The organism is Fodinibius salsisoli (genome assembly GCF_026229185.1).
GTDB lineage: Bacteria > Bacteroidota > Rhodothermia > Balneolales > Balneolaceae > Fodinibius > Fodinibius salsisoli.
On record NZ_JAGGJA010000001.1, the window covers coordinates 83,892 to 104,360 of the forward strand.

Annotated in this window: 13 protein-coding genes; 1 reads left to right on the top strand and 12 read right to left on the bottom strand. The window is 49.0% G+C overall.

The genetic code is table 11. The features are described 5' to 3' along the window. Window positions 1-214 precede the first annotated feature (214 nt). Window positions 215-3,103: a glycoside hydrolase family 95 protein gene (locus J6I44_RS00300; protein ID WP_265763928.1), complete on the top strand. Its 2,889-nt coding sequence runs from the start codon at window positions 215-217 to the stop codon at window positions 3,101-3,103. A gap of 161 nt (window positions 3,104-3,264) precedes the next feature. On the opposite strand, the gene J6I44_RS00305 is transcribed toward J6I44_RS00300, so the two are convergent. The 12 genes from J6I44_RS00305 to J6I44_RS00360 all read right to left on the bottom strand — a co-directional run bounded on the left by J6I44_RS00305 (window position 3,265) and on the right by J6I44_RS00360 (window position 20,451). Then, the gene (locus J6I44_RS00305; RefSeq protein ID WP_265763929.1) at window positions 3,265-4,995 is read right to left on the bottom strand and encodes a glycoside hydrolase family protein; all 1,731 of its coding nucleotides are present in this window, start codon (window positions 4,993-4,995) and stop codon (window positions 3,265-3,267) included. Window positions 4,996-5,134: 139 nt separating this feature from the next. Further along, window positions 5,135-6,589: a DUF6298 domain-containing protein gene (locus J6I44_RS00310; RefSeq protein ID WP_265763930.1), complete on the bottom strand. Its 1,455-nt coding sequence runs from the start codon at window positions 6,587-6,589 to the stop codon at window positions 5,135-5,137. 45 nt (window positions 6,590-6,634) lie between these two features. Beyond that, window positions 6,635-7,960 carry a bile acid:sodium symporter family protein gene (locus J6I44_RS00315; RefSeq protein WP_350356657.1) on the bottom strand — a complete coding sequence of 442 codons (1,326 nt, stop codon included), beginning with the start codon at window positions 7,958-7,960 and terminating at the stop codon, window positions 6,635-6,637. A 9-nt stretch (window positions 7,961-7,969) separates the two neighbouring features. Then, window positions 7,970-8,629 carry an aspartate/glutamate racemase family protein gene (locus J6I44_RS00320; protein ID WP_265763932.1) on the bottom strand — a complete coding sequence of 220 codons (660 nt, stop codon included), beginning with the start codon at window positions 8,627-8,629 and terminating at the stop codon, window positions 7,970-7,972. A 19-nt stretch (window positions 8,630-8,648) separates the two neighbouring features. After that, window positions 8,649-10,055 (bottom strand): four-carbon acid sugar kinase family protein, encoded by a 1,407-nt coding sequence (locus tag J6I44_RS00325; protein WP_265763933.1) that lies wholly within the window; start codon window positions 10,053-10,055, stop codon window positions 8,649-8,651. Beyond that, the gene (locus tag J6I44_RS00330; RefSeq protein ID WP_265763934.1) at window positions 10,055-11,308 is read right to left on the bottom strand and encodes a ribulose-bisphosphate carboxylase large subunit family protein; all 1,254 of its coding nucleotides are present in this window, start codon (window positions 11,306-11,308) and stop codon (window positions 10,055-10,057) included. The genes J6I44_RS00325 and J6I44_RS00330 overlap by 1 nt, the downstream gene beginning before the upstream one ends. 26 nt (window positions 11,309-11,334) lie before the next feature. Further along, the gene (locus tag J6I44_RS00335) at window positions 11,335-13,377 is read right to left on the bottom strand and encodes an aceric acid hydrolase (RefSeq protein WP_265763935.1); all 2,043 of its coding nucleotides are present in this window, start codon (window positions 13,375-13,377) and stop codon (window positions 11,335-11,337) included. Between the two features lie 36 nt (window positions 13,378-13,413). Further along, entirely contained in the window at window positions 13,414-14,811 is a 1,398-nt protein-coding gene (locus J6I44_RS00340) for an alpha/beta hydrolase family protein (protein ID WP_265763936.1), read from the bottom strand. 21 nt (window positions 14,812-14,832) lie between these two features. Beyond that, on the bottom strand, window positions 14,833-15,924 hold the full coding sequence (locus J6I44_RS00345; RefSeq protein WP_265763937.1) for a sialidase family protein: 1,092 nt from the start codon (window positions 15,922-15,924) through the stop codon (window positions 14,833-14,835). Between the two features lie 46 nt (window positions 15,925-15,970). Further along, window positions 15,971-17,821, bottom strand: coding sequence for a sialidase/neuraminidase family protein (locus tag J6I44_RS00350; protein ID WP_265763938.1), 1,851 nt, complete (start codon window positions 17,819-17,821; stop codon window positions 15,971-15,973). 17 nt (window positions 17,822-17,838) lie between these two features. Then, window positions 17,839-18,786: a glycoside hydrolase family 43 protein gene (locus J6I44_RS00355; RefSeq protein WP_434084219.1), complete on the bottom strand. Its 948-nt coding sequence runs from the start codon at window positions 18,784-18,786 to the stop codon at window positions 17,839-17,841. Window positions 18,787-19,053: 267 nt separating this feature from the next. After that, window positions 19,054-20,451 (bottom strand): glycoside hydrolase family 140 protein, encoded by a 1,398-nt coding sequence (locus tag J6I44_RS00360; protein ID WP_265763940.1) that lies wholly within the window; start codon window positions 20,449-20,451, stop codon window positions 19,054-19,056. Window positions 20,452-20,469 lie beyond the last annotated feature (18 nt).

A 20,469-nucleotide genomic window follows, 5' to 3' on the forward strand; every position in this document is an offset into this window, starting at 1 on the left:
AATTTGCATTTAACAACCTTTTCCCCTCATCATTTACTCAGACTATCTCAACCAAAGATTCAAAAACCTCCGTGCCCCTCGGGATCGGGAACCATGAATCTAATAATTTAAATCTTTTTTTACTAATGAAAATAGATTTTGTTTATAAAAAAATATATTTTGTCTGAGCGTCATCTTTGTTAAAAAATAATTTCAGCGAGCAAATTATTTACCTATGATTGGGGACAACCAGGGATTCACCAACATTTTTTGCTATGCATCGACTTGGATCGGGATATGCATCTTATTTCAATTCCTCATCGGCTGCAATAATAATAGTCAGACAGAAGAGAAATTAATCCTGTGGTATGAGCAACCTGCTACTACATGGACCGAAGCGCTTCCTATCGGGAATGGCCGGCTTGGCGCCATGATCTACGGCGATCCATCTGAAGAACATATTCAGTTTAATGAAGAAACGTTATGGACCGGGGAACCACGGGCCTACCATCGCGAGGGCGCCTCTAAATACCTTTCCGAAATACGCGCCTTGCTTTTCCAGGACAACCAAGATGAGGCTGAGGCTCTTGCCCAAGAAGAATTCATGGGACGCAAATACCATGAAGAAACCTATGGCCAATTGAAAGAGGAGTGGCTGCAAAAAGTTCGAGAACGTGTAGTAGCCCCCGAAAACCCATCCAATAAGAACTATGATGACAGCAACTGGGACACGATGACGGTGCCCATGGAAGACGGCTGGAGAAACGCCGGACTTGAAGGACGGGATGGGGCCGTTTGGTTTCGAACCCATTTTGAGCTTCCACAAGATTGGAACGGACAAGATCTCACCCTAAAGCTGGGACACATTCGGGACCAGGATTTCACCTACGTGAATGGACAACAAATTGGATCCACCCAGGGAAAAGACCAACACCGAAGTTACACTATTCCCGCTTCTCATTTGACACCGGGTACAAACACTATTGCGGTCCAGATTATCAATTACTTTGATAAAGGAGGCTTTACCGGCTTCGGGGACAGTGATCAATCACTGATGGTGTATCCCAAAGAAGCCGACCCAAAAGAAGGGATATCGCTCAATAAAAAATGGAGCTACAAACCTCAGGATCTCCAGCCCCCGGGCTATCCCGACTACATGGCCAAATACCAGCCCTTCGGAGATCTCCACATCGAGTTTGATGGGCACGATCAGGTTACAGACTACCGACGGGAACTTGATCTTGCCAATGCCACGGCTAAAACTGCCTACACTGTTGATGGCACCCGGTACACCCGCGAATACTTTGCCAGTGCCCCGGACCAGACGATCGCGATTCATTTGTCCGCTGACCAGGCCGGCAAGATTAGTTTCCAGGCTGACATGACAAGCCCACACTTTGGCTTCACCACCCAAAAAATTAATGAGAATACGCTTGGACTGTCAGTAGAAGTCCGCAACAGCGTGGTCAAAGGACGAAGCTATCTGAATATCCAGTCTGATGGGGGCAGCATAAAAGTATCTGACAATGAGATTACCGTTGAAGGAGCAGATGAGGCGACTCTTTATCTCTCAGCGGGAACTAATTTCAAAAACTATAAAGACGTATCCGGTGACCCCGAAGTAATCTCTGCTCGTGTCATGCAGGGAATCACCGACAACAGTTATGATGAAATAAAATCCAGGCATATCGACGACTATCAACAGTATTTTAATACTTTGAGTATTGACTTGGGCAATTCTCCCAATGCCAGCCTGCCTACCGACGAGCGCATCCAACAATTTGCCCAATCCAAAGATCCCAGCCTGGTGGCCCTGCATATGCAATACGGTCGGTACCTGTTGATCTCCAGTTCTCGTCCCGGTACTCAGCCGGCGAACCTGCAGGGCATCTGGAATGATAAGTTATCTCCGCCCTGGGAAAGCAAGTACACAACGAATATAAATGTAGAGATGAATTACTGGCCGGCTGAGCTGCTAAACCTGCCGGACCTCCACAAGCCTTTGATTAAGATGACCGAAGAGTTGGCACAGGCCGGCAAGCAAACAGCCCGAGAACACTATGATGCCCGAGGATGGGTGCTGCATCACAATACGGATATTTGGCGCGGCACGGCCCCGGTCAATGCCTCCAATCATGGCATTTGGGTCACCGGAGGTGCCTGGCTTAGTCACCAGCTCTGGAACCGGTTTCAGTTTAACCAGGATACCCTGTACCTGGAAAAAATCTCCTACCCGATCATGAAAGAAGCAGCTAAATTTTTTGTGGACTTCCTGGTTGAAGACCCTGATACAGGCTGGTTGATCAGTACGCCTTCAAACTCTCCTGAAATCGGGGGACTGGTAGCGGGGCCAACTATGGATCATCAGCTTATCCGGGATCTTTTTCAAAATTCTATAGCAGCCAGTAAAATACTTGATGTCGATCCGGCCTTCAGAGACACTTTACAGCGAAAGTATGAACGTATTGCGCCGAACCAAATCGGTAAACACGGGCAGTTGCAAGAGTGGCTTGAAGATAAAGACGATCCCGAAGAAACACATCGCCACGTCTCTCACCTGTGGGGACTGCATCCTGGGAATGAAATTAACTGGAAAGAAACCCCAGAACTTTACGACGCTGCCCGCCAGTCGCTTCTTTTCAGGGGCGATGGCGGAACCGGATGGAGTCTTGCATGGAAAATTAATTTCTGGGCTCGTTTCCGGGATGGTGACCATGCATACAAACTGGTCAAAAAGATGTTAAGCCCGGTCGATAATCCCAACAGTGATATCGAAGGAGCATCCTATCCCAATATGTTTGATGCCCATCCTCCTTTCCAAATCGACGGCAACTTTGGAGGAGCGGCTGGTGTCGCTGAAATGCTTGTCCAAAGTCATATCGATCATACCATTGACATCCTGCCGGCCCTGCCCTCTGCTCTTTCTCAGGGGAGCATCAAAGGTATTCGGGCCCGGGGTAGTTTTGAGCTGGAGATGAGCTGGTCAGAAGGTGACCTCCAATCCCTGACCGTAATCTCAAAGGCCGGCAAAAAATGTACTCTCAGATATGATGGAAAAATAACAAGCTTCAAAACGGAGAAAGGGGAACAGTATCAATTAGGTGGGGATCTGAATCTTCTTTAATAAAGAATTAGAGGTACTAAGATTAGCTGTCAGTTTATAATACTGAAAGTTCCATTGGGGTTTATTCATCTGCTTACGCGATAGAAGACCGATGACACCGTTGGACAGATCAGCACGAATAACAATATTGTATCCCGGGCCCATCTGTTGAATCCGCAAAATCAGTGTTCCAAGTTCCCTGATTCCAAATTCTGTCTCATCTGCTCTGTGCGGTGCCGGAGAACCTCTCGGTTCAGCTGGAACTTCACCATCCCCAGCGGGTGGAAACGCTTGTCGTTGTCGATGGCCGCGTAGACCACCGTATATATGCCATGGCCCTCCGGGATCAGCCCCATGGGCGTACGCATGATGTCCCACCATTGGTCCACCTTGGTTCGGATGGGAAAGTAGTGGCTTTCGGTCCAGTGGAGCCCATCCAGCGACAGGGAGTAGCCGAACATATTCGGCAGGTGCAGCCCCCAGCCGTCCGGCCCACCGTCATAAATGGCAATATAGACGCCATTGGGAAGCTGGCTCACGATCGGATTCTCAATAAACCACGGGTGCATGCTGGTAATCGGGTTCACCGTCGTATCCATGCGGGCCCACGGTCCCTCCAGCGAGTCGGCTTTGGCTAAGCCTACGTACCACCCTTGCTGCGTGCTGTCGGGATAGTTACTCCACTGTCCCCAGGGAAAACCGCCTCCGTAAAAGGCGTGCCAGCCGCCCTCCACTTTGAAGGGAAAAAAAGACTGTACGGCCTGGCGGCCTTCCCAGAGTTGTGAATTGAGGCCGGGTTCCATGATAATTCCCCGGTCCTCATAAGGACCTCCAATGCCTTCCTTTCCCTTTTGGACAGACTGCGCCTGCCAGATGCGGCCAAACGAGTGGTTGGGTTCAATCGTCCGGTGGGTGGTATACCCCACATAGGTAGCGAGCCACCGGTTTTCTTTTTCGCTAAAGGTTGGCATAAACGACCACAGGGCGCTGCGCCGGTCATTAGCCGGATTATCGGTATCCGTCACCGCATAGTCGCCACTGGATTCGTATAAGGTGGACTGCCGGGTCCAGTGGACCGCATCTTTGCTGGTCCAGTGGGCAATACGGGTTTTGACGCGGTCCTGGTAGGAGCCGATCCCCTCTTCTCCAATGCGTTCGGTCGGGAACATGTGATAGGTATCATCAATCTTCACCAGGCGACCGCCTTCGAACCCGCCGCGGTTGCCCTCGGTGCCGGGCATGCCTTTGTCAACTACCGGCTGGTCTTTACCACCCACAATATCAAAGAGGGCCGCCTTTTCCGAAAAGCCTTCCACAATGAACGTATCCCACTCGCAGCCATCCATCCGCCCGGCGTTGCGGGGCGTGATGGGCTGTTCTGCCTCAATAACCCCTACGACAGAGAAGAGACCATTGCGTTGTGGCTGGATGGTGTGCTTCCCCGCTTCCAGCGGCAGGGCATAGATATCCACCGGCGGAAGCCCGGTAAAGGTCAGCCCGTTCTCCAGGATTGGTTGTGCAGAGAGCGGCCCGTCAAAATCTGATGGCTCCAGATATTTCCCCTCATCCTCCGCCTGAAACAGGGCTAACAGCACTTTGGCCGGTTGGTCAAACTCGATAGTGATGGCAACAGGCTGCTGCCCTTCTATGCTTTGGGCTGGTATCCTGATGCCTTTTAATCCCTTAATCTCCGGAGCCACCCGCACCACGCAGTGCTCTCGTCCGGCATAAGGATGCCCCAGATCATCCACTTGGAATGGGGGATATCCAGCAGATAATATCTCAAACGGCGCCTCCCGCCAAGCGGAACTATCTGTTTGCATAACCGATGGATTGGCGATAACGGTATTGAAGCTCAAAAAAACGAGCGAAGAACTGAGAAATAAGTATTGAAAATTTTGAAAGCTATTCATCGCTGACTTGGTTAAAATTGTAAATCGTATTATCCTTTTAAACTTTAGCTTATTCACCTCTTACGGTTTGCTATTCGGAAATCAACTACAATCCAATGATTATCAGATAGAGGTAACATATTTGAACGACTCTATCTTACTAAGGTTCTACCACTTCTAAGAAAGCCACATACGATTCATTACCGGGCGTCGTGAGCCGTACACTTCCCCGGTGTCCCCATTCCTGAATACCTCCTTCCCACTCCATCGAAACCGTTTCTGGCTCCGACCAGGTACCCTCATCAATATTCAGCCATTTAATCTGCAATTCCCTTGCAAATATCCAGGGATCCAGATCAACCGTATAGCGGCCTTCTGGAAAATAGACGGCATACTGTTCACCAATATTCGCCAGGCAATATGCTTCCATAGCGGAAGGAACAGAAGTTACATAAGATGATAATAGATCGTTATGGGGAACGGATTCGAAAATATTGAACTCCTCCAGCAGCATCGACATGGCTTTGATGTTGGTTTGAGCATGCTCCTCTAAGCCAATACCCCAGCCTCCTTCCGGGCGGTGAAATCGACTTGATGCGCTCCCCGCAAAGATATTTTTCCAGAATCGGGCTACTGCTTCTTTCCGGGATCCGGCAGAATAATTATCCCCTATACCCGAACCGTAAACCTTAACATTATTCATGGGCATCGGATCCGACTGAAGTTTATCTCTCCAGTTAGTAATATTGGCATAATGTGCCGGTCCCCGGGCACCGCGGGAGTCCTGATTATTTTGTGCGATTTCCGCATAAGAGTATAAATCGCGATAGGTCATCACATGCCTGACCGAGCTGGAAGGATCAAATATCATACTCGTCACATAAATCTCTTTGTCTTGCTTTTTTGCTTCCTCACTGATGTACGATGCCCAGTAATTGTCCCATACTTTACGCTGACTACCTTCATTATTGATATTGTATAAGACATTTCCATATTGAAGTGTAATGGAAAGCAATTTGTCGATATACTTTTGCTGATAGGCTATAATTTCTTTGTTGTCATCATAGACGGATCCCCCGTAAAAATCTTCCTCTCCTTCGAGAACCCCTGCTTCAAAAGTTATATTATTCGCTGGATTCCAGGGATGCTTTTCCCAATTTCCGCCGCTCATATCGAAATGGTCCCACAGGGTAAGCTGAACGATTATTTCCCTCCTGCTGGTTTCCTGCAGAAAGAATTCCAACCTATCCCAGTACTCTTCATTCCATTGATCGAGATCATACTTCCCACTTTCAAGCTTTTTGAAAGCGTAGGCATCTCCATCATCACGGTCAGACATCGTATTTCGCACATAGTTGCCTCCCAGCGAGACAAGAAGATCCAGATGATCGGTCAGTTTGCTGCCTGTCCATTGAAACAAATTATCATTATTAGATCCACCAATCAGTACTAACGGCTTTCCCTCATATTGCCAATACCAAGGGTTCTCACTATACGGTTGGATAACAGCCTCACCAGCATCATCTTGAGCATGAACTTTTTCGACTGATTGTACTAATCCAACGCATGCAACCAATAGCAGTACAAATAAGCGGATGGTTATTTTTGAAGACATAGTGATACTTTTATTAATTATAAATGGTTATATATTCTGATCCTGTTACACTTTTGAAGCATAGGCTTCTTGCTTCTGTTCGACCGTCAGATCTGATTCTTCGTCAGCCAGTTGCTGTTTTCTCCAGTAGTTGGCCAAAATAGAGCCGGTAATATTCATCCAGGGGCTGAATACCGCGGAAGCCAAGCCAACCGTCCCCAGCTTGCCCATACTGCCTGCCAAACCGGAGGCCATGCCGCCGTTCTGCATCCCCACTTCAAAAGCGATCGCCCGCGCCGAATTTTTATCCAATCCCGATAAGCGGGCCAATCCGTAACCAAATACATAGCCGGCCGTGTTGTGGATAATCGCTGCCGCAAACAGTAAAAGACCTATCGTGAGCAGATGCTCACGACCGGCAGCAGTCGTCACGGTGGTAAAATAGACGATACCAAACATCGATATATAGGGCATAATCTCATCTGTCTTTGGGAATCGAACTGTGAGCCAATAATAGCCCACACCGGCCAGAATAGCGCTTCCTACAAAGCCCACCATCCCGGCTGATTGAAGCAATGCAGGCGGTAGAATACCTGATAACACATTCCATAAACCCAACGGCAGTGCGCTCAACCAAACGGCACTAATCCAAGACAATATCTTCACTATTCGCCAACCTTTACCAGAAGCTTTTTTCAGGTAATCATACAGCAGGGCCGCTCCGATGGGAATGATCACAATCTTGATGATCTGCATCATCATGTCGACGAATAAAACCTCGATCAACGTACCGGAAAGAAGTTTCATCAACAAAGGGGTCATGAAAGGAGCCACGAGGGTGGACATAGCTGTCATGGTCACCGATAGCACCAGGTTGGATCGGGCCAGGTAGACCATCACGTTGGAGGCCAGTCCGCCTGAGCAGGAACCAATTAATATGACGCCGGCTGCAATTTCTGGGTCGAAGCCAAATAATTGCGTTAACCCAAATCCCACCAGCGGCATAACCGAGAAATGTGCCAGTAATCCAATCAGTACGCCCCGACCCGATGTTGCCAGGCCCGAAAAATCATCCACGCTCATTTGGGTGCCCATCCCAAACATCACCAGCTGTACGACAATCAATATGACCCAAGGGTGTCGCAAGTCAAAGCTGCCCCATTCCAGAAATGCCGAGGGATAAATCATTCCGCATACCACTGCGGTGACGATCCAGCCGGTGTATTGATAGTTTTGCAGCGCCGGGATGGCCCCCATCCCAACTGAAAAACTAACCGCCAATCCCACCGCCGCTGCCTGCCACAGTCCTGCAGTACTGCCTAATAGTCCAACTATCAGCAGCAAAAGGCTACCACCGGTTACCCCCAGGCAAAGTTTGCGAAATAATTGCATAATGGTTTATTAAAGTACGGAAGCCAGGTATTCTACAGCAGTTGGGGGACTGGCAAGGATCGGAACGGTCTTTTCGGATTCATCCAGCTGGTCAACGACCCGTGCCATCGATGCCTGGGCCAGCAAAATTACTTCGACCTGGTCCGAAAGCTCTTTCAGCGCTTCTGCCACCATAGCATCGTGTTTCTCAGGATTACCGCCCATCAGGGCATCAAAGGCGCCCTCGCATAGTCTGGATGTCAGTTCGATCTCTTTTCCTGCTTTGGCAGCTCTTCGCTCAACGAGATCACTCGTCGGATTAAGAGTAGTGGGCAAAGTGGCAATGACGCCAATCTCCTGACCCGTTTTTACCGCTTTATCGGCCATCGGCTGATCGACACGAAGCACCGGCACATTACTCAGGGTATCGGCGGTTTCCACAGCCGAACCGATGGATGAACAGGTCACCAGGATATAATCGGCTCCGGCATCTTCCGCGGATCCTACATACTCTACGACTCTCCGGGCCGTTGACGGGGTCAGCTCACCTTCTTCAATACAGATACTGATCAGGCTGTCATCAACGATGTTAAATCGATCGATACCATCCAGATGCTCATTACAAAGTTCTTCAAAAATCGGTACAAGCGTTGCCGAAGTATGGATGAGTCCTAAGGTTTTGTTGCTCATAATGCTATATCATTTGTTATTAAAAATTGTGATGACTCTTTCCTTCCAATACCATTCCAAAATACTCTTTGGGTCCCACCTGCCCCCCTTTGATATTCACTTCGAGCCCATCCAGTGATTCTTTTGAGGCCGAGATTTTACACAGCGGTGCCCCTGGGACAATGGGGGCTATCATTTTCAATGCTTCGATATCCAACGCATGGGCGGCAAAGCTGGAGGTATCCCCACCGGCAAAGACCACACGCTGTAGATCGAATTGCTCCGATGCCTCTCCCACGATTTTGCCCAGCGCGGTGCCAAACAATTGAGCTGTGCGGGTACGGATCTCGTAATTGCTCAGTCCCTGCTGATCAAACACCGCTTTTGTAGCATTGATCCGTGAATCATCAGCCCCGAAACTGGTATGCACGATGACATTTTCTCCTTTTCTCAGTAGTTCTACTACCTCTGCAACATGCTGGTGATGGATTGAAGGTATATTCCCTTTCTTCGCAAGAGCTTCCGTATCCAGGGACACTTCTTCAAAACCATTCACAAGCGCCCATTCGATCTGTTTTGACGTTACCGGCGACCGACTTCCGGAAACCACCAGCATGGGCGCTGCTTTTCCCGGGCTATCCCAGGTTTCTCGGGGCCGCAACCTTTCTTCTTTTATCCAGTGATTGCCCAGTACCATTTCGATGCCGGACGACCCTACCGAAAAAAGGGGATCGTTGGGTGACCCATATTCGTCAATCAGGCTTCCAATCCGAGTCATATGTTTCTCTTCCAGCGCATCAAAAAGGACTACGTCCGCACCTTCCCGGACAGTTTCTTCAAGGATTCGACGGGTTTCCTCCCCTTCTTTGGCAACCTCAAGCAGGTTAAGCAAGCCAACCTCCTTTGCCGTCTGTCGGCCGAGATGTAACCGAAGATCACTTTCATCGGCCGGTGTAATCGGATGATCTTTCATGGAGGGATGGCGGTCCAGCCGAAAAATATCGCCGTCACTTCCGATGCCCATCCGGGCAAACAGGTTGCCGAAGGTACAATATCTTCCTAAGGCAGGAGCCGCCACCAGCAAAGGAATGAAGCTGGAATCAAAAATATCTGCGGCGATATCAATCACTTTGCCGATACTTCCAATAGTCGGAGACGAATCGAAGGTCGAACAGACCTTATAATGGATGTGCCTGGCCTTTAACTCTTTCATCGCTTTTAAAGCACGGGGAAGCTCCTGCTCCATTTCTTCCGGCGTCATCGCCCGACTTCTGCCGGCTACCCCGATCGCATCCAACTGCTCATACTCGGCAAGCTGATCGGGTGTGGGCGGCTCCATGAAGAGTATGGATTGGGCTCCAACCCGGCTCATAAATTCAAGAGCATCGGTCGAGCCGGTAAAATCATCACCATAAAAAGCCAATAAAGGGTCAGAGTTGCCGGCCATTACTGATTTCCTCCAAATTTTTGAACAGACTTTGCAAATTCCGGGTACTTATCGGCCGTCTCTTCCACCGACTTGCCTTCAACAGTCCCTTCCCAGGCTTGCTTCAGCGCCTTTACGCCCTCAGCCGGTCCCCCGGGATGCCCGAGGATACCTCCACCGGCCATATAGAGCAGGTCCGTTGTGCCCGTACGGCGATAAGTCTCGGGAGCTTGCCCTCCCCACTGTCCCGATGAAACCACCGGCAGTATTGAATAACCGCCAAGCAGGGGTTTCAGACAGGATTTAATGGATTTGACTACGGAATCATCCGACTCCCAGAATTTATTCTGAATGCCATTCACATGAATTTGGTCAACTCCTGCCAGCCGCCACAATTTTTGATAAGCAGGAAACTCAATGCCCAACAGAGGATGCCTGTTCAGCATGCCCCAGCCGTTGCGATGGCCATGGATCACCAATTCGCCCTGGTCACAAATTTTCTTAGCGGCGGAAAGTCCTATGCTGTTAAGACTGAGCATGGCACAGGTGCCTCCCGATTTCACAATTTGTTCATATCGACGCAGCATATCATCCATCTCGCCGCTGATATTGAAGGCATACATCACTTTTTTACCGGTCCTGTCCGCATGCCTGTTGATCACCTTCATCACGGCCTCCAGTCGCTTCTCAAATGGAGAATTAGCCGTCGATCCCATCAATTCATCATCTTTTATAAAATCGATGCCGGTGTCCACCAATGTATCCACAAGTTCGGCGGTCTGCCCGGGCGACATGCCAACACTGGGCTTGATGATCGTTCCTATCAGGGGCCGGTCCTGTACTTGGGCCGCCTGCCGACTCCCTTCAATACCAAAATTCGGTCCATTGAAATAATCGCTAAACGAAGGGGGCACTTCCAGATTCATGAGTTTAAGTCCCGTAAACTGACGAAGCTCGTACAGATTTCCCTGCAGGGTGGAGATCATTACCGGCAGATTATATCCAAAATTTTCTATCGACCAGGATACTTCTACATTCGCTCGCTGATATGAATGCCCCTTCGAATCCACACTCACACCGGGCAAGCTGGGGTTTTGCACGGTATCCAGCGGCTCTATGGATTCCACACGGGCTGCAAAACGTTCTTTAAGCTCCTCGGTCTCCCCCGGCACATCGGTAAAAGTCCCTGAAGACTGTTCCCCAGCCAATACTTCGGCGGCCTGTTCAATTGCCAGCGGGGTCTCAATGTAGTACTGTGCGGTAATACGTTCCATAAACTGAGAAAGAATAGAATTTCAATTCACCTGATAACCGGCATCCAAACGGTCATATTGGTCTCACTTCCGCGGTTGCCCCAGGCGTAGTAGGGCATCAGTTGGATGCCAACCGGAGTAGGTTCTTTTGCAGATACCTCCCGGTAAAGTTGTCCTTCCCATTCCGGATCCTGTACCAGCTTGGCCTGCCCTTTCAGGGCCACCACTTCACTTGATCCAATCTGCTTGCGCACTTTTTCAAATTTGATGTCCGATGGAATGGCAATATCAAAGATTGACTCGCTTTTGGGTACATCCACCGATTCCATGCTGTACACGATGGGGCCGCGCTTCACGGCCACTTGATTACGGTTGGCCTCTACCAACGGGTTGGCTTCCAGCAGCTTCACTTCCATCGGCAGGTCCAGCGTTACCTGATCTCCGGCCGACCAGCTTCGGTTAATCTCAGCATACGTACCGGGTTCAGCCTCAGTATCAATGACCTTGCCATTAACCTTGATATTCGCATTATCCGCCCAGCCCGGGATGCGAAAAAAGACTGAAAACTTATCGCTCGGCACTTTCTCCATAGTCAGATTGATCGTCCCTTCCCACGGATAATCGGTTTTCTGGATTATGCTAAGGTCACCGCCCTCGCTGCCCAGAGAGGTTGACAGTGTATTGCTGCCATAAATATTGACATACAAGCCTTCCTCCGATAAGCTATAGGCAAAATTTTGAACCTCCGCTACGGTCCGTATTAAATTAGGCGGACAACAGTTTGAAAGACTGATGTATTCCTCTCGCTCTTTGGACCATCGCAGATTATAGGGAAGGTCCTGATCGACCCGTAATGGATTGGTGTAGCAATAACGGCGGCCATCCAGGCTTACTCCCGAGAGCACACTGTTATGGAGGGCCAGCTCCACGATATCGGCATACTTGGCTTTTCCCGTAGCCAACAGCATCCGCCAGTTCCAGAGCATATGACCAATGTTAGCACAGGTTTCGTTATGCGCTGTCATATTGGGTAACTCATAGGCATTTCCATAGGCCTGGTGCACCTGCTGGATTTCCGATGGATTGTAGCTTATGCCATCCGGCGAGACCCCGTCATAGAGGGCACCGGTAGCTCCCGTCACATACATCTTTGTCTGTATCACATCTTTCCAAATCTCCTGCAGCGGTTCCAGCAAGGTTTCATCGCCTGTTTCCATATACAAATCTGTCACTCCCGCATATAGGTAATTTGCGCGGACCGCATGTCCCACCGCCTTGGTTTGTTTTCGAAATGGCTTGTGGTCCTGGTTGTGAAAGGTGCCCTTTTCAACTTTATCCCGTAGTGTGATCAACCCTTTGGCCAGCTCAAGATATTTGGGACCTCCGGTAGTCCGGTACATTTCTACCACGCCCATATAGTGCGAAGGACAGATGGCATTACTCACCAGTTTAGACGGCTCATTTTTATAGACCTCATATAGAAAATCAGTGGCACGTATCGCTATATCCAGTAACGACCGCTTACCGGTAGCACGGTAATGGACTGCCGCAGCGGTCTGCAAATGACCAATATTGTACGTTTCAAAATCGCGGTCCAGCGGCTGGGCCTCTTCATCACCATTCTGGCGGGCAATGGTCAGAGCCGTAAAAATATAACCATCCGGTCGCTGCGCCTTGCCAATCACATCTACAATGCGATCCATCGCCTGCGCCAGGGTGTCCTCTTTAGTGACGGCATAAACGGCGGCCAGCCCTTCAAACCATTTGTAGAAGTCGCCATCATGAAAGGTGGGTCCTTCGTGGGTTCCCTCTTTCAAACCTGCTGCAATTTCAAAATTTCGATAAGCATGACTAATTTCCGGATCCTGGTACATGTCTCCCATGTGCGGCACCATCGACTCCCGCGCTACCCGGAAACGCTCGCCCCAGAAGCCCTCGGTCCATTTTACCGCATCCATATCAACGCTGTGCATGGCAGCATGTCGACTTTCAGCCGTATTGACCAACCCCCGCTGCTGGGCTGTCGCAGTAACGGTTGAAATCAGAAACCCCAGCATTACACCAGTAAAAAGACCTGTCCGTGTTTTCATAATGTTGTATCAAATGTTAAAGGCAATCGTCGTTTATTAATTGCTGAAATATTTTGCGGCTATTTTCTGCAGGGCCTCGAAACTGCAAATTGCCTGCTCGGGAAGCCGACTACCATCTTCTCCAAAGACATACAGCTCAGATTCGTCCTCCACTCTGACAGCCGATTCGTCAATATTCCCTTTTTCATTGGTAACAGCCTCCAAATTCAATCCCAGGTACCGAGCCAGAAAGGGGTACATAGCTACTCGTTTGGATGGTCCGTAATCATGGCCTTCAGTAGGGAAGTGTTTATTCTCAACCCGCGACTCTTTACCATAAAACCTATATATCTTCTGCACATACGGAAAAGCGATTTCCGGCACATCCGCCGTCCAGTCATTGCCATCCGAAATGATGAGCTGCGGACGCGGAGCAGCCATGGCTGCTATTTCAACATTGTTGGTCCCGCCGCCACACAGGTGTACCGGCCGACCGCTTTCGCAGAGGCATCCCCCGTTGAAGTAAGAAGAAAGCATCACTACCGGTACGCTTACATCGATGCGATTATCCAGTGCTGTCAGCAGCATAGTCTGGCTGCCTCCGCCTGAACCGCCGGTAATGCCAATCCGGGTGGAATCAGCATGTTGCAAGCCGGTTAAAAAATCTACAATTCGCATGCCGTTGAGAATCTGTATCGTCATGGCCAGGGGCGTTCGGTGGGCCTTTGAATCAACCTGAAGCTGAGATTCGCCCCACCCAAACAAATCATAACTAAATACCATCGCTCCCATCCGCGCAAGGGTCGCCATCCGTAGCTGCTGATCTTCCCGGTATCGCCCCCCGTTAAAATGTCCATTGGGACTGAGAATCACCGGCACTTTCCCCTGCATCTTGGAAGGCCGATAGAGGGAGCCCGCCACATAAAGACCGGGTACAGTTTCGATGGCTACATTTTCTACCGTATAGCCATCGTATGTGCGCTTGTTAGTAATAATGGGATCAGAATTGGGATTTGGTGGAAGCGGCGAGAGTTTCAATGATTGTAACATACACTGGCGCAGCAACTCACTTCTTTGCTCCCAGCTTTGGCGATCATCATATCGATGAGACAAGTATTCAAGCTGTGCTTTGCCTTCTTCCGGCGACCTGCGGTCCACCTCAAACTTTTTGATCACATACTGCTTTTCCCCCGCTTTGCTAAACATCAGATAATGAGGAGACAACAAGCTGATCAGGCTTTCTTGCAACTCTTCTCCCTGCCAATCTTTATCAGAGACCCAAAGGTCTTTTACCAACCCCCCTTCATATCGTAGATCGACGTTATACTCAGCCTCGATCTGTTCAAACGCTGCCGGTAACCGATCGCCGGTTTCCTGGGCCCATAGTTTCCCTTCCACTCCTGTTGCAAGCAGAAGTATAGCTAAGAGGCTATATTTTGTTAGAATCTCTTTCATTTTTATCCTGATTCACTGCACCTAATCGGGCCAGTGCCCTTGTTCCATAGCGTGAAGATCAAGCTTTGACGGATCCACTTTGACATACTTAATGCGCTCGCGCCGCCAGGTATAGACGATATGTACCATCCCATCTTTCGATTGAATAACCGAAGGATAGGAATACTGGCTGATTTTTGAGTCTTCCAATACTAATGCTGCACTCCATGCTTCGCCATCCTCAGAAACAGCCACATTCAAGGGCGTTCGTTCCGCTTTCCCCCGCTCGGCTCCTTCGGGCGGCCGCACGTGATTATAGACGAGCAAATGCCGTCCATCATCCAGAGTTACCGCATCGAGTCCGGAGTTGTTATTGGGAAGAGTACTCTTTTTCATAGGCGACCAGCTTTGGCCATAATCTTGTGACCATGATTCTACGATGGCCCGGCTCTGGCTGCGGGCAAGGATCTGCAGGGTACCGTCCCCGTGGCTCAATATCGTTGGTTGTATAATCTGAAATTCATCCCCTTCGTTTAAGGGACCAACCTTGGTCCATGTCTCCCCGAAATCGGGACTTAGTTCCATATGCACCTTCCAGCCATTGTCTTCGGTACTGGAACCGGCAAGCAAGTCTCCGTTTTCCAATAGAACCGGCTTATTCTTTATTGGTCCTAAGATACTCTCCGACAATTTTTCAGGCTTCGACCAGGTTTCTCCGCCGTCATCTGAAGTTATCACCATGCCCCACCACGTAGAAGGGCTGGGGCCCACTTTATAAAAAAGCTTGGTCTGTCCGTTGGGCGTGTGATAGAGGACCGGATTCCAGCTGGGATACTGCTTTCCTTCATCCTCCACGCTGGTAACCACTTCCTCAGGGGCCGTCCATGCGCCATCTTGAAGCCGGCTTATCCAAATGCCTACATCGTCATCGCCTTCATCGGTCCCCCCAAACCAGGCCGCAATCAATCCCTGCTCCGTTTCTTCTATCGTAGCTGCATGAGCCGAGGGGAAGGGAGCCTCTTTATAAATAAATTCTTCTTCAACGATACCTTCCTTCCATTGGTCCGATTGGGCCCAAAGCTCACCTATCCCAATCAAAGACAGCATCAATACTGTTATTGCTAACTTTTTCATTTGTCTATCTTTTCTTTTAGTAGTTAGTTTCTTGTTAATCCCTTCCTCAAAATCCTTCGAATTGTTCTGTTTTCAGGGAATGAAGATAGTATACAGCTTCTTCAACCGGTTTCCCGGCCTTTTCCAGGTCAGCCCCCTTCTTTTCCATCGTATCAATAGTCGGGAAATAGCGACGATCACCCGTGCGAAATACTACGCGACTTAAATCATCAACGGCCACATAGAACCGGCGGAAGGTTACTCGCTCTCCGTTCAGGTAGAGGGCATATTCCCAATTTTCAGCATCATATTCGATGCAAAACTGATACTCTTCACCGGCTTCATATTCCAGCAAGTCATTATTTTTGGGCCCCACCTTTAGCTTTAGTATCCCATCTTCATCAAAGATGATTCGAACAGCCCCCGTCCCCTTGGCATCCTGCATTTCAATCTCAAGAGTCCCATAGTCGGACTGCCCTGGAGTTACGGTGAATTCGGTCGCCAATCGTTTAGATTCAGGAAAAAGACGATCCACCCGCGCGTAATCGTAACGGTCACGGTCTGTCAATGTCAATGCTTTAGTCCCACTGTCATTTTCAGAAATGTTAACAGCCGCCCACAGCGGACTATATATGTTCCATTTTTGAAGATCCTTGATAGAAGTGATGCCTTCAAAATCCTGGTCCACCTGCTTTTCGGCCCCGCCCTTTATAGGTATCGGGACAGAAGCGACCCAAATATCTTCTTTATTCATGCTGTAGGTCAACCACATATTGTCATCCGGCGGACTCCCATTCCCCTCCAGTATACCCCGAACATATTGTGGTCCAAACGATTTGTACGCGCCGATATATCTCCGGGGAGGTATTTCTCCGGTAATGAGCCATAAATTATGGTAATCCAACCCATTTTCGCTGGTGGAAACAGCCAATGGCCAGCGGTATTCCTCAGCCGGATTGTACACCATCGCATATCGACCATCCGAGGTTCGCTGTGCCCACTGTTTGGCATTGGCCGTTACAAAGCCGGGGGAACGAACAGGATGGTATTCCCAGCTTTCTCCATCATCTTGGCTAATAGACGTCAACGCATGTTTCCAAAATCCGATTACTCGACCATTGGGAAGATGATAGTAACTCAAAGCCTTAAATTGATCTTGCAGGGGAATAATCGGGTCATCCCGATCCGCCTCTTCCACCCACTGTTGTACCATCAGTGGCGTATCTCTCAGTTCGTTGCAGGCTTCAACAAAAGCTTCATTGTCACTTGAGGTATAATAGGGATAGGAAGTGTTATCCTCATCCCATCCGTCATTATAATTAATGAAATGGATAGGACCGTAGCTGCCGTCTTTTTTTACCTCCCGTACGACCCGGCCGATGCCCTCTCCATCATTGGGATCCCCCTCCTCGGATATTGCTATTCCGTGGTAAGCAAGGGTAAGCATCGTACCATTTTCGGCCACATAGAACCCCATGCGTTGGTGCATAAGGGAGCTGTCATTGTGAGCGACCGCTCCATTTTTTTCTGTCCCGTCAGGTATAGGATAAGGTGCGAATACCACTTCCGGCGTAGACCAGTTGTATCCGTCGTTGGAGGTCGCAATCAGTGTTTGTCCGGGAGGCTCGTGTTCTCCCACGGGGTTGCTTAAATACTGAACATAATAAGTCCCATTCCAGTAGGCCATATTGGGCGCATGATTATAGGTCCAGCCCGTTCCTTCAGCGCGATCCGGGAATTCCCGATTTGCACGTAGTATCTGGATATTATGAACCCCCATGACCGGCGGCAACTGCCCGTGATGATAATCCATGTTAGGCAGGATCTTTCCATGAAATCGAGCAGTATCCGGTGCCTGTGCGCCTGCGGAAACATACCACAGGAAGCAACAAATAACTGTTATACTTTTCTTCAACATTACGTTAAACCTGATTTTTAATTTTCCTGAGATCGAATTTCTTGTGCCTTATTCTTCAAATGCTCCAACACTGTTTCACTGGCTTTGACAATCGTACCGTGCTTGTGTCCTTCCGGTATCTGCACCTCACCAGAAACATCTTCGAATGACTTAAACTCTTTAGTTTCGACCGCCAGGTATTCCTTATCTTCATAGGCATCATAATAAATGATCCAAGAATTTTGCTTCTCGATGACGGTCGGCCCTTCGGTAAACTTTTTCGTGAAAGGCTCAGAATAATTTTCGTATGGCCCTAATGGATCATCACTGAATGCCACGCTTAGATTTCGCTCGGGACGCGTATTGTCTTTGAGCACGAGCACATAATCATCTTTGGCTCGTTTTACGATCGTGGCATCGATCACACTGAATCCCGGGTCAAGAAATAACTTGGTCTCTGAAAACACCTCAAAATCTTTCGTCGTGGTGTAATACATGCGGTGGTTATTGTCTTCAGCCTCTTGTCCTTTTGGAAAACGATGGGGAATGGTCGAGGCCCATAGGATTATATATCGGTCCTTTTCATCATCATAAAATAACTCCGGGGCCCAGACATTTACCGTTGTAGGCTCATGTTCCATGGCAGGGATAAATTGCTGTTTGGACCAATTCACAAGGTCTTCAGATGAAGCATATCCAAACCCCCGATCTCCTTTCCAACCGGTCGTCCACACCATATGGAAGGTACCATCAGGTCCACGTTCAATAGAGGGATCACGCATAAGATGGCTGTCTCCAACTTTGGGTTCCAAATAGGGGCCGCCCAGGTTCTTCCAATGGTAGCCATCATAGCTGTACAGCAAATATAACCCCTCCGTGCCGGGTTCACGGAAGGAGCTGAAGATATACACCTCATCCGATTTGGAGCTGCACGACGCCAAGAATGCTGAACATAAAATGAGTACTATGTATTTTTTGAAACCGATTGTATTGTCTTCTTTTTCAATTCATATTTTAACTAACTCCAAAGAGCCTTGATTTATAGTCCACCGATTCAGTATAGAAGCAAAAATTTCATTCAAATGAACATAACCGATTTTTGTCGTCCTCCCAGAGGATTCGGAGATCCAGGATTCTGAAAAGTTGAAAGCCGTTAATTTTGGCTGAGATTTGTTTCAATGCTCATTGCCTCAAGAGATCCTGAAACCAGTTCAGGATGACAAGGTTCATTTTCTTAATCGGTATACGGGTTTTCATACACTGTCTAAAATTAACACCCAGTCGTTGCCATTCTTTTTCTCGCCCGGCGGATCAAATTCACGGGTCCCTTCATTGGCATACGTTCCAATCTCTTTTTCACTCCCGTCCCGGGGACTGTACCACGTGGCTTTGACCTCCTTTCCATCGATCTTCCCCATGGCGATATTCATCTCTCGGCCGTTATAGGTGTAGATAAAGGCATAATCGCTACCCCGTGTGGCCGCCAAATAGTCGTTCCGCTCCCCTTGCTCAACTACCAATGAAGCGTCCGGCATCCGTTCCAGGAACGGACGGGAAAGCATCAATTCTTTCAAGTGAATCATTTGTTCCGCTCCCGGATCATCAATTGCATTATACCAAGCTTTCCTGACTCCAAAAGCGCCTTCAACGCCCGGCTCATGCATCTGCATAACTGCATTATGACCATAGGTGTATCCAAAGGCACCGGCAAAAACGGACCAGTAACCATACCGGCGCACATGCCGGGCCTTCCAGCGGGGCTCTTCGGGATTATGCAAACCCTGCGGAATCTCTTCATAGGAGGGCTCGGCATCAATCGTGGGTTTTACCGGCTTTTTCTCGTAATCCATCTTCACATACCGCCAGTTATCTTCCCCAAAATTAAGCTCCGTGTCATCCTGGTCATACCGACGATGCCCCGACTGTATCATGTTGAAGTCCAGCCACGGCTCCGTATGAAACCACATGGATGACATTTTTCTTCCACGCGGATGAAAAGTGATCAGGTGATTGGGATCTTTTTCATTCAACGTATTCCCGATGATCTTCCACGTAGCTGTGGAATCGCTGCCAAAGGTATCTCCGCCGTTGAGCCAGACAATGTTGGGTTTGTCTTTATACCGGTTGGCCATGAATGCTGCATACTTCCCGGCCTCTTCCCGGCTCACATTACCCGACTTCACATTGTTGCCCCAAACGGGGACCAACGCCATATATAAATCCCGCTCGGCAGCTTCTTCTACCAGGTAATCCACATGATCCCAGTAGTCGTAGGCAGTGGAATCATCGAACTCAGTTCCCTCGGTTATTCGGGGTTGACCGACACTCTTTGAGGTAAAGGCACTGTCTCCGTACACATTCGCGGATTCCACGGACGGTATGGCCATCACCTGAATGACATTAAACCCTTTATCTTTTCGATTGTCCAGGTATTTTAGTGCATCCTCTCTGTTCAGCTTGGTAAAGAGTAGCCAAGCCGTATCGCCCAGCCAGAAAAAAGGTTCTCCCTGTCCGTCGACCAGGTACCGATTATTTTCCGAGACTTTCAACTCGCTCATCTTCTCATCCTTCTTATTCTTTTCCGGCGTATCTGTTGAACAGGCTGCCAGAGACATCCCAATGAGAAAACAGAGACTATAATATCGTAGCATAAATAATTTAGTTGATTT

What these genes read in the sequence shown, in the direction of transcription:
- J6I44_RS00300 (WP_265763928.1), top strand. Translation starts at nt 215, where the DNA reads ATGATTGGGGACAACCAGGGATTCACCAACATTTTTTGCTATGCATCG.
- J6I44_RS00305 (WP_265763929.1), bottom strand. Translation starts at nt 4,995, where the DNA reads ATGAATAGCTTTCAAAATTTTCAATACTTATTTCTCAGTTCTTCGCTC.
- J6I44_RS00310 (WP_265763930.1), bottom strand. Translation starts at nt 6,589, where the DNA reads ATGTCTTCAAAAATAACCATCCGCTTATTTGTACTGCTATTGGTTGCA.
- J6I44_RS00315 (WP_350356657.1), bottom strand. Translation starts at nt 7,960, where the DNA reads ATGCAATTATTTCGCAAACTTTGCCTGGGGGTAACCGGTGGTAGCCTT.
- J6I44_RS00320 (WP_265763932.1), bottom strand. Translation starts at nt 8,629, where the DNA reads ATGAGCAACAAAACCTTAGGACTCATCCATACTTCGGCAACGCTTGTA.
- J6I44_RS00325 (WP_265763933.1), bottom strand. Translation starts at nt 10,055, where the DNA reads ATGGCCGGCAACTCTGACCCTTTATTGGCTTTTTATGGTGATGATTTT.
- J6I44_RS00330 (WP_265763934.1), bottom strand. Translation starts at nt 11,308, where the DNA reads ATGGAACGTATTACCGCACAGTACTACATTGAGACCCCGCTGGCAATT.
- J6I44_RS00335 (WP_265763935.1), bottom strand. Translation starts at nt 13,377, where the DNA reads ATGAAAACACGGACAGGTCTTTTTACTGGTGTAATGCTGGGGTTTCTG.
- J6I44_RS00340 (WP_265763936.1), bottom strand. Translation starts at nt 14,811, where the DNA reads ATGAAAGAGATTCTAACAAAATATAGCCTCTTAGCTATACTTCTGCTT.
- J6I44_RS00345 (WP_265763937.1), bottom strand. Translation starts at nt 15,924, where the DNA reads ATGAAAAAGTTAGCAATAACAGTATTGATGCTGTCTTTGATTGGGATA.
- J6I44_RS00350 (WP_265763938.1), bottom strand. Translation starts at nt 17,821, where the DNA reads ATGTTGAAGAAAAGTATAACAGTTATTTGTTGCTTCCTGTGGTATGTT.
- J6I44_RS00360 (WP_265763940.1), bottom strand. Translation starts at nt 20,451, where the DNA reads ATGCTACGATATTATAGTCTCTGTTTTCTCATTGGGATGTCTCTGGCA.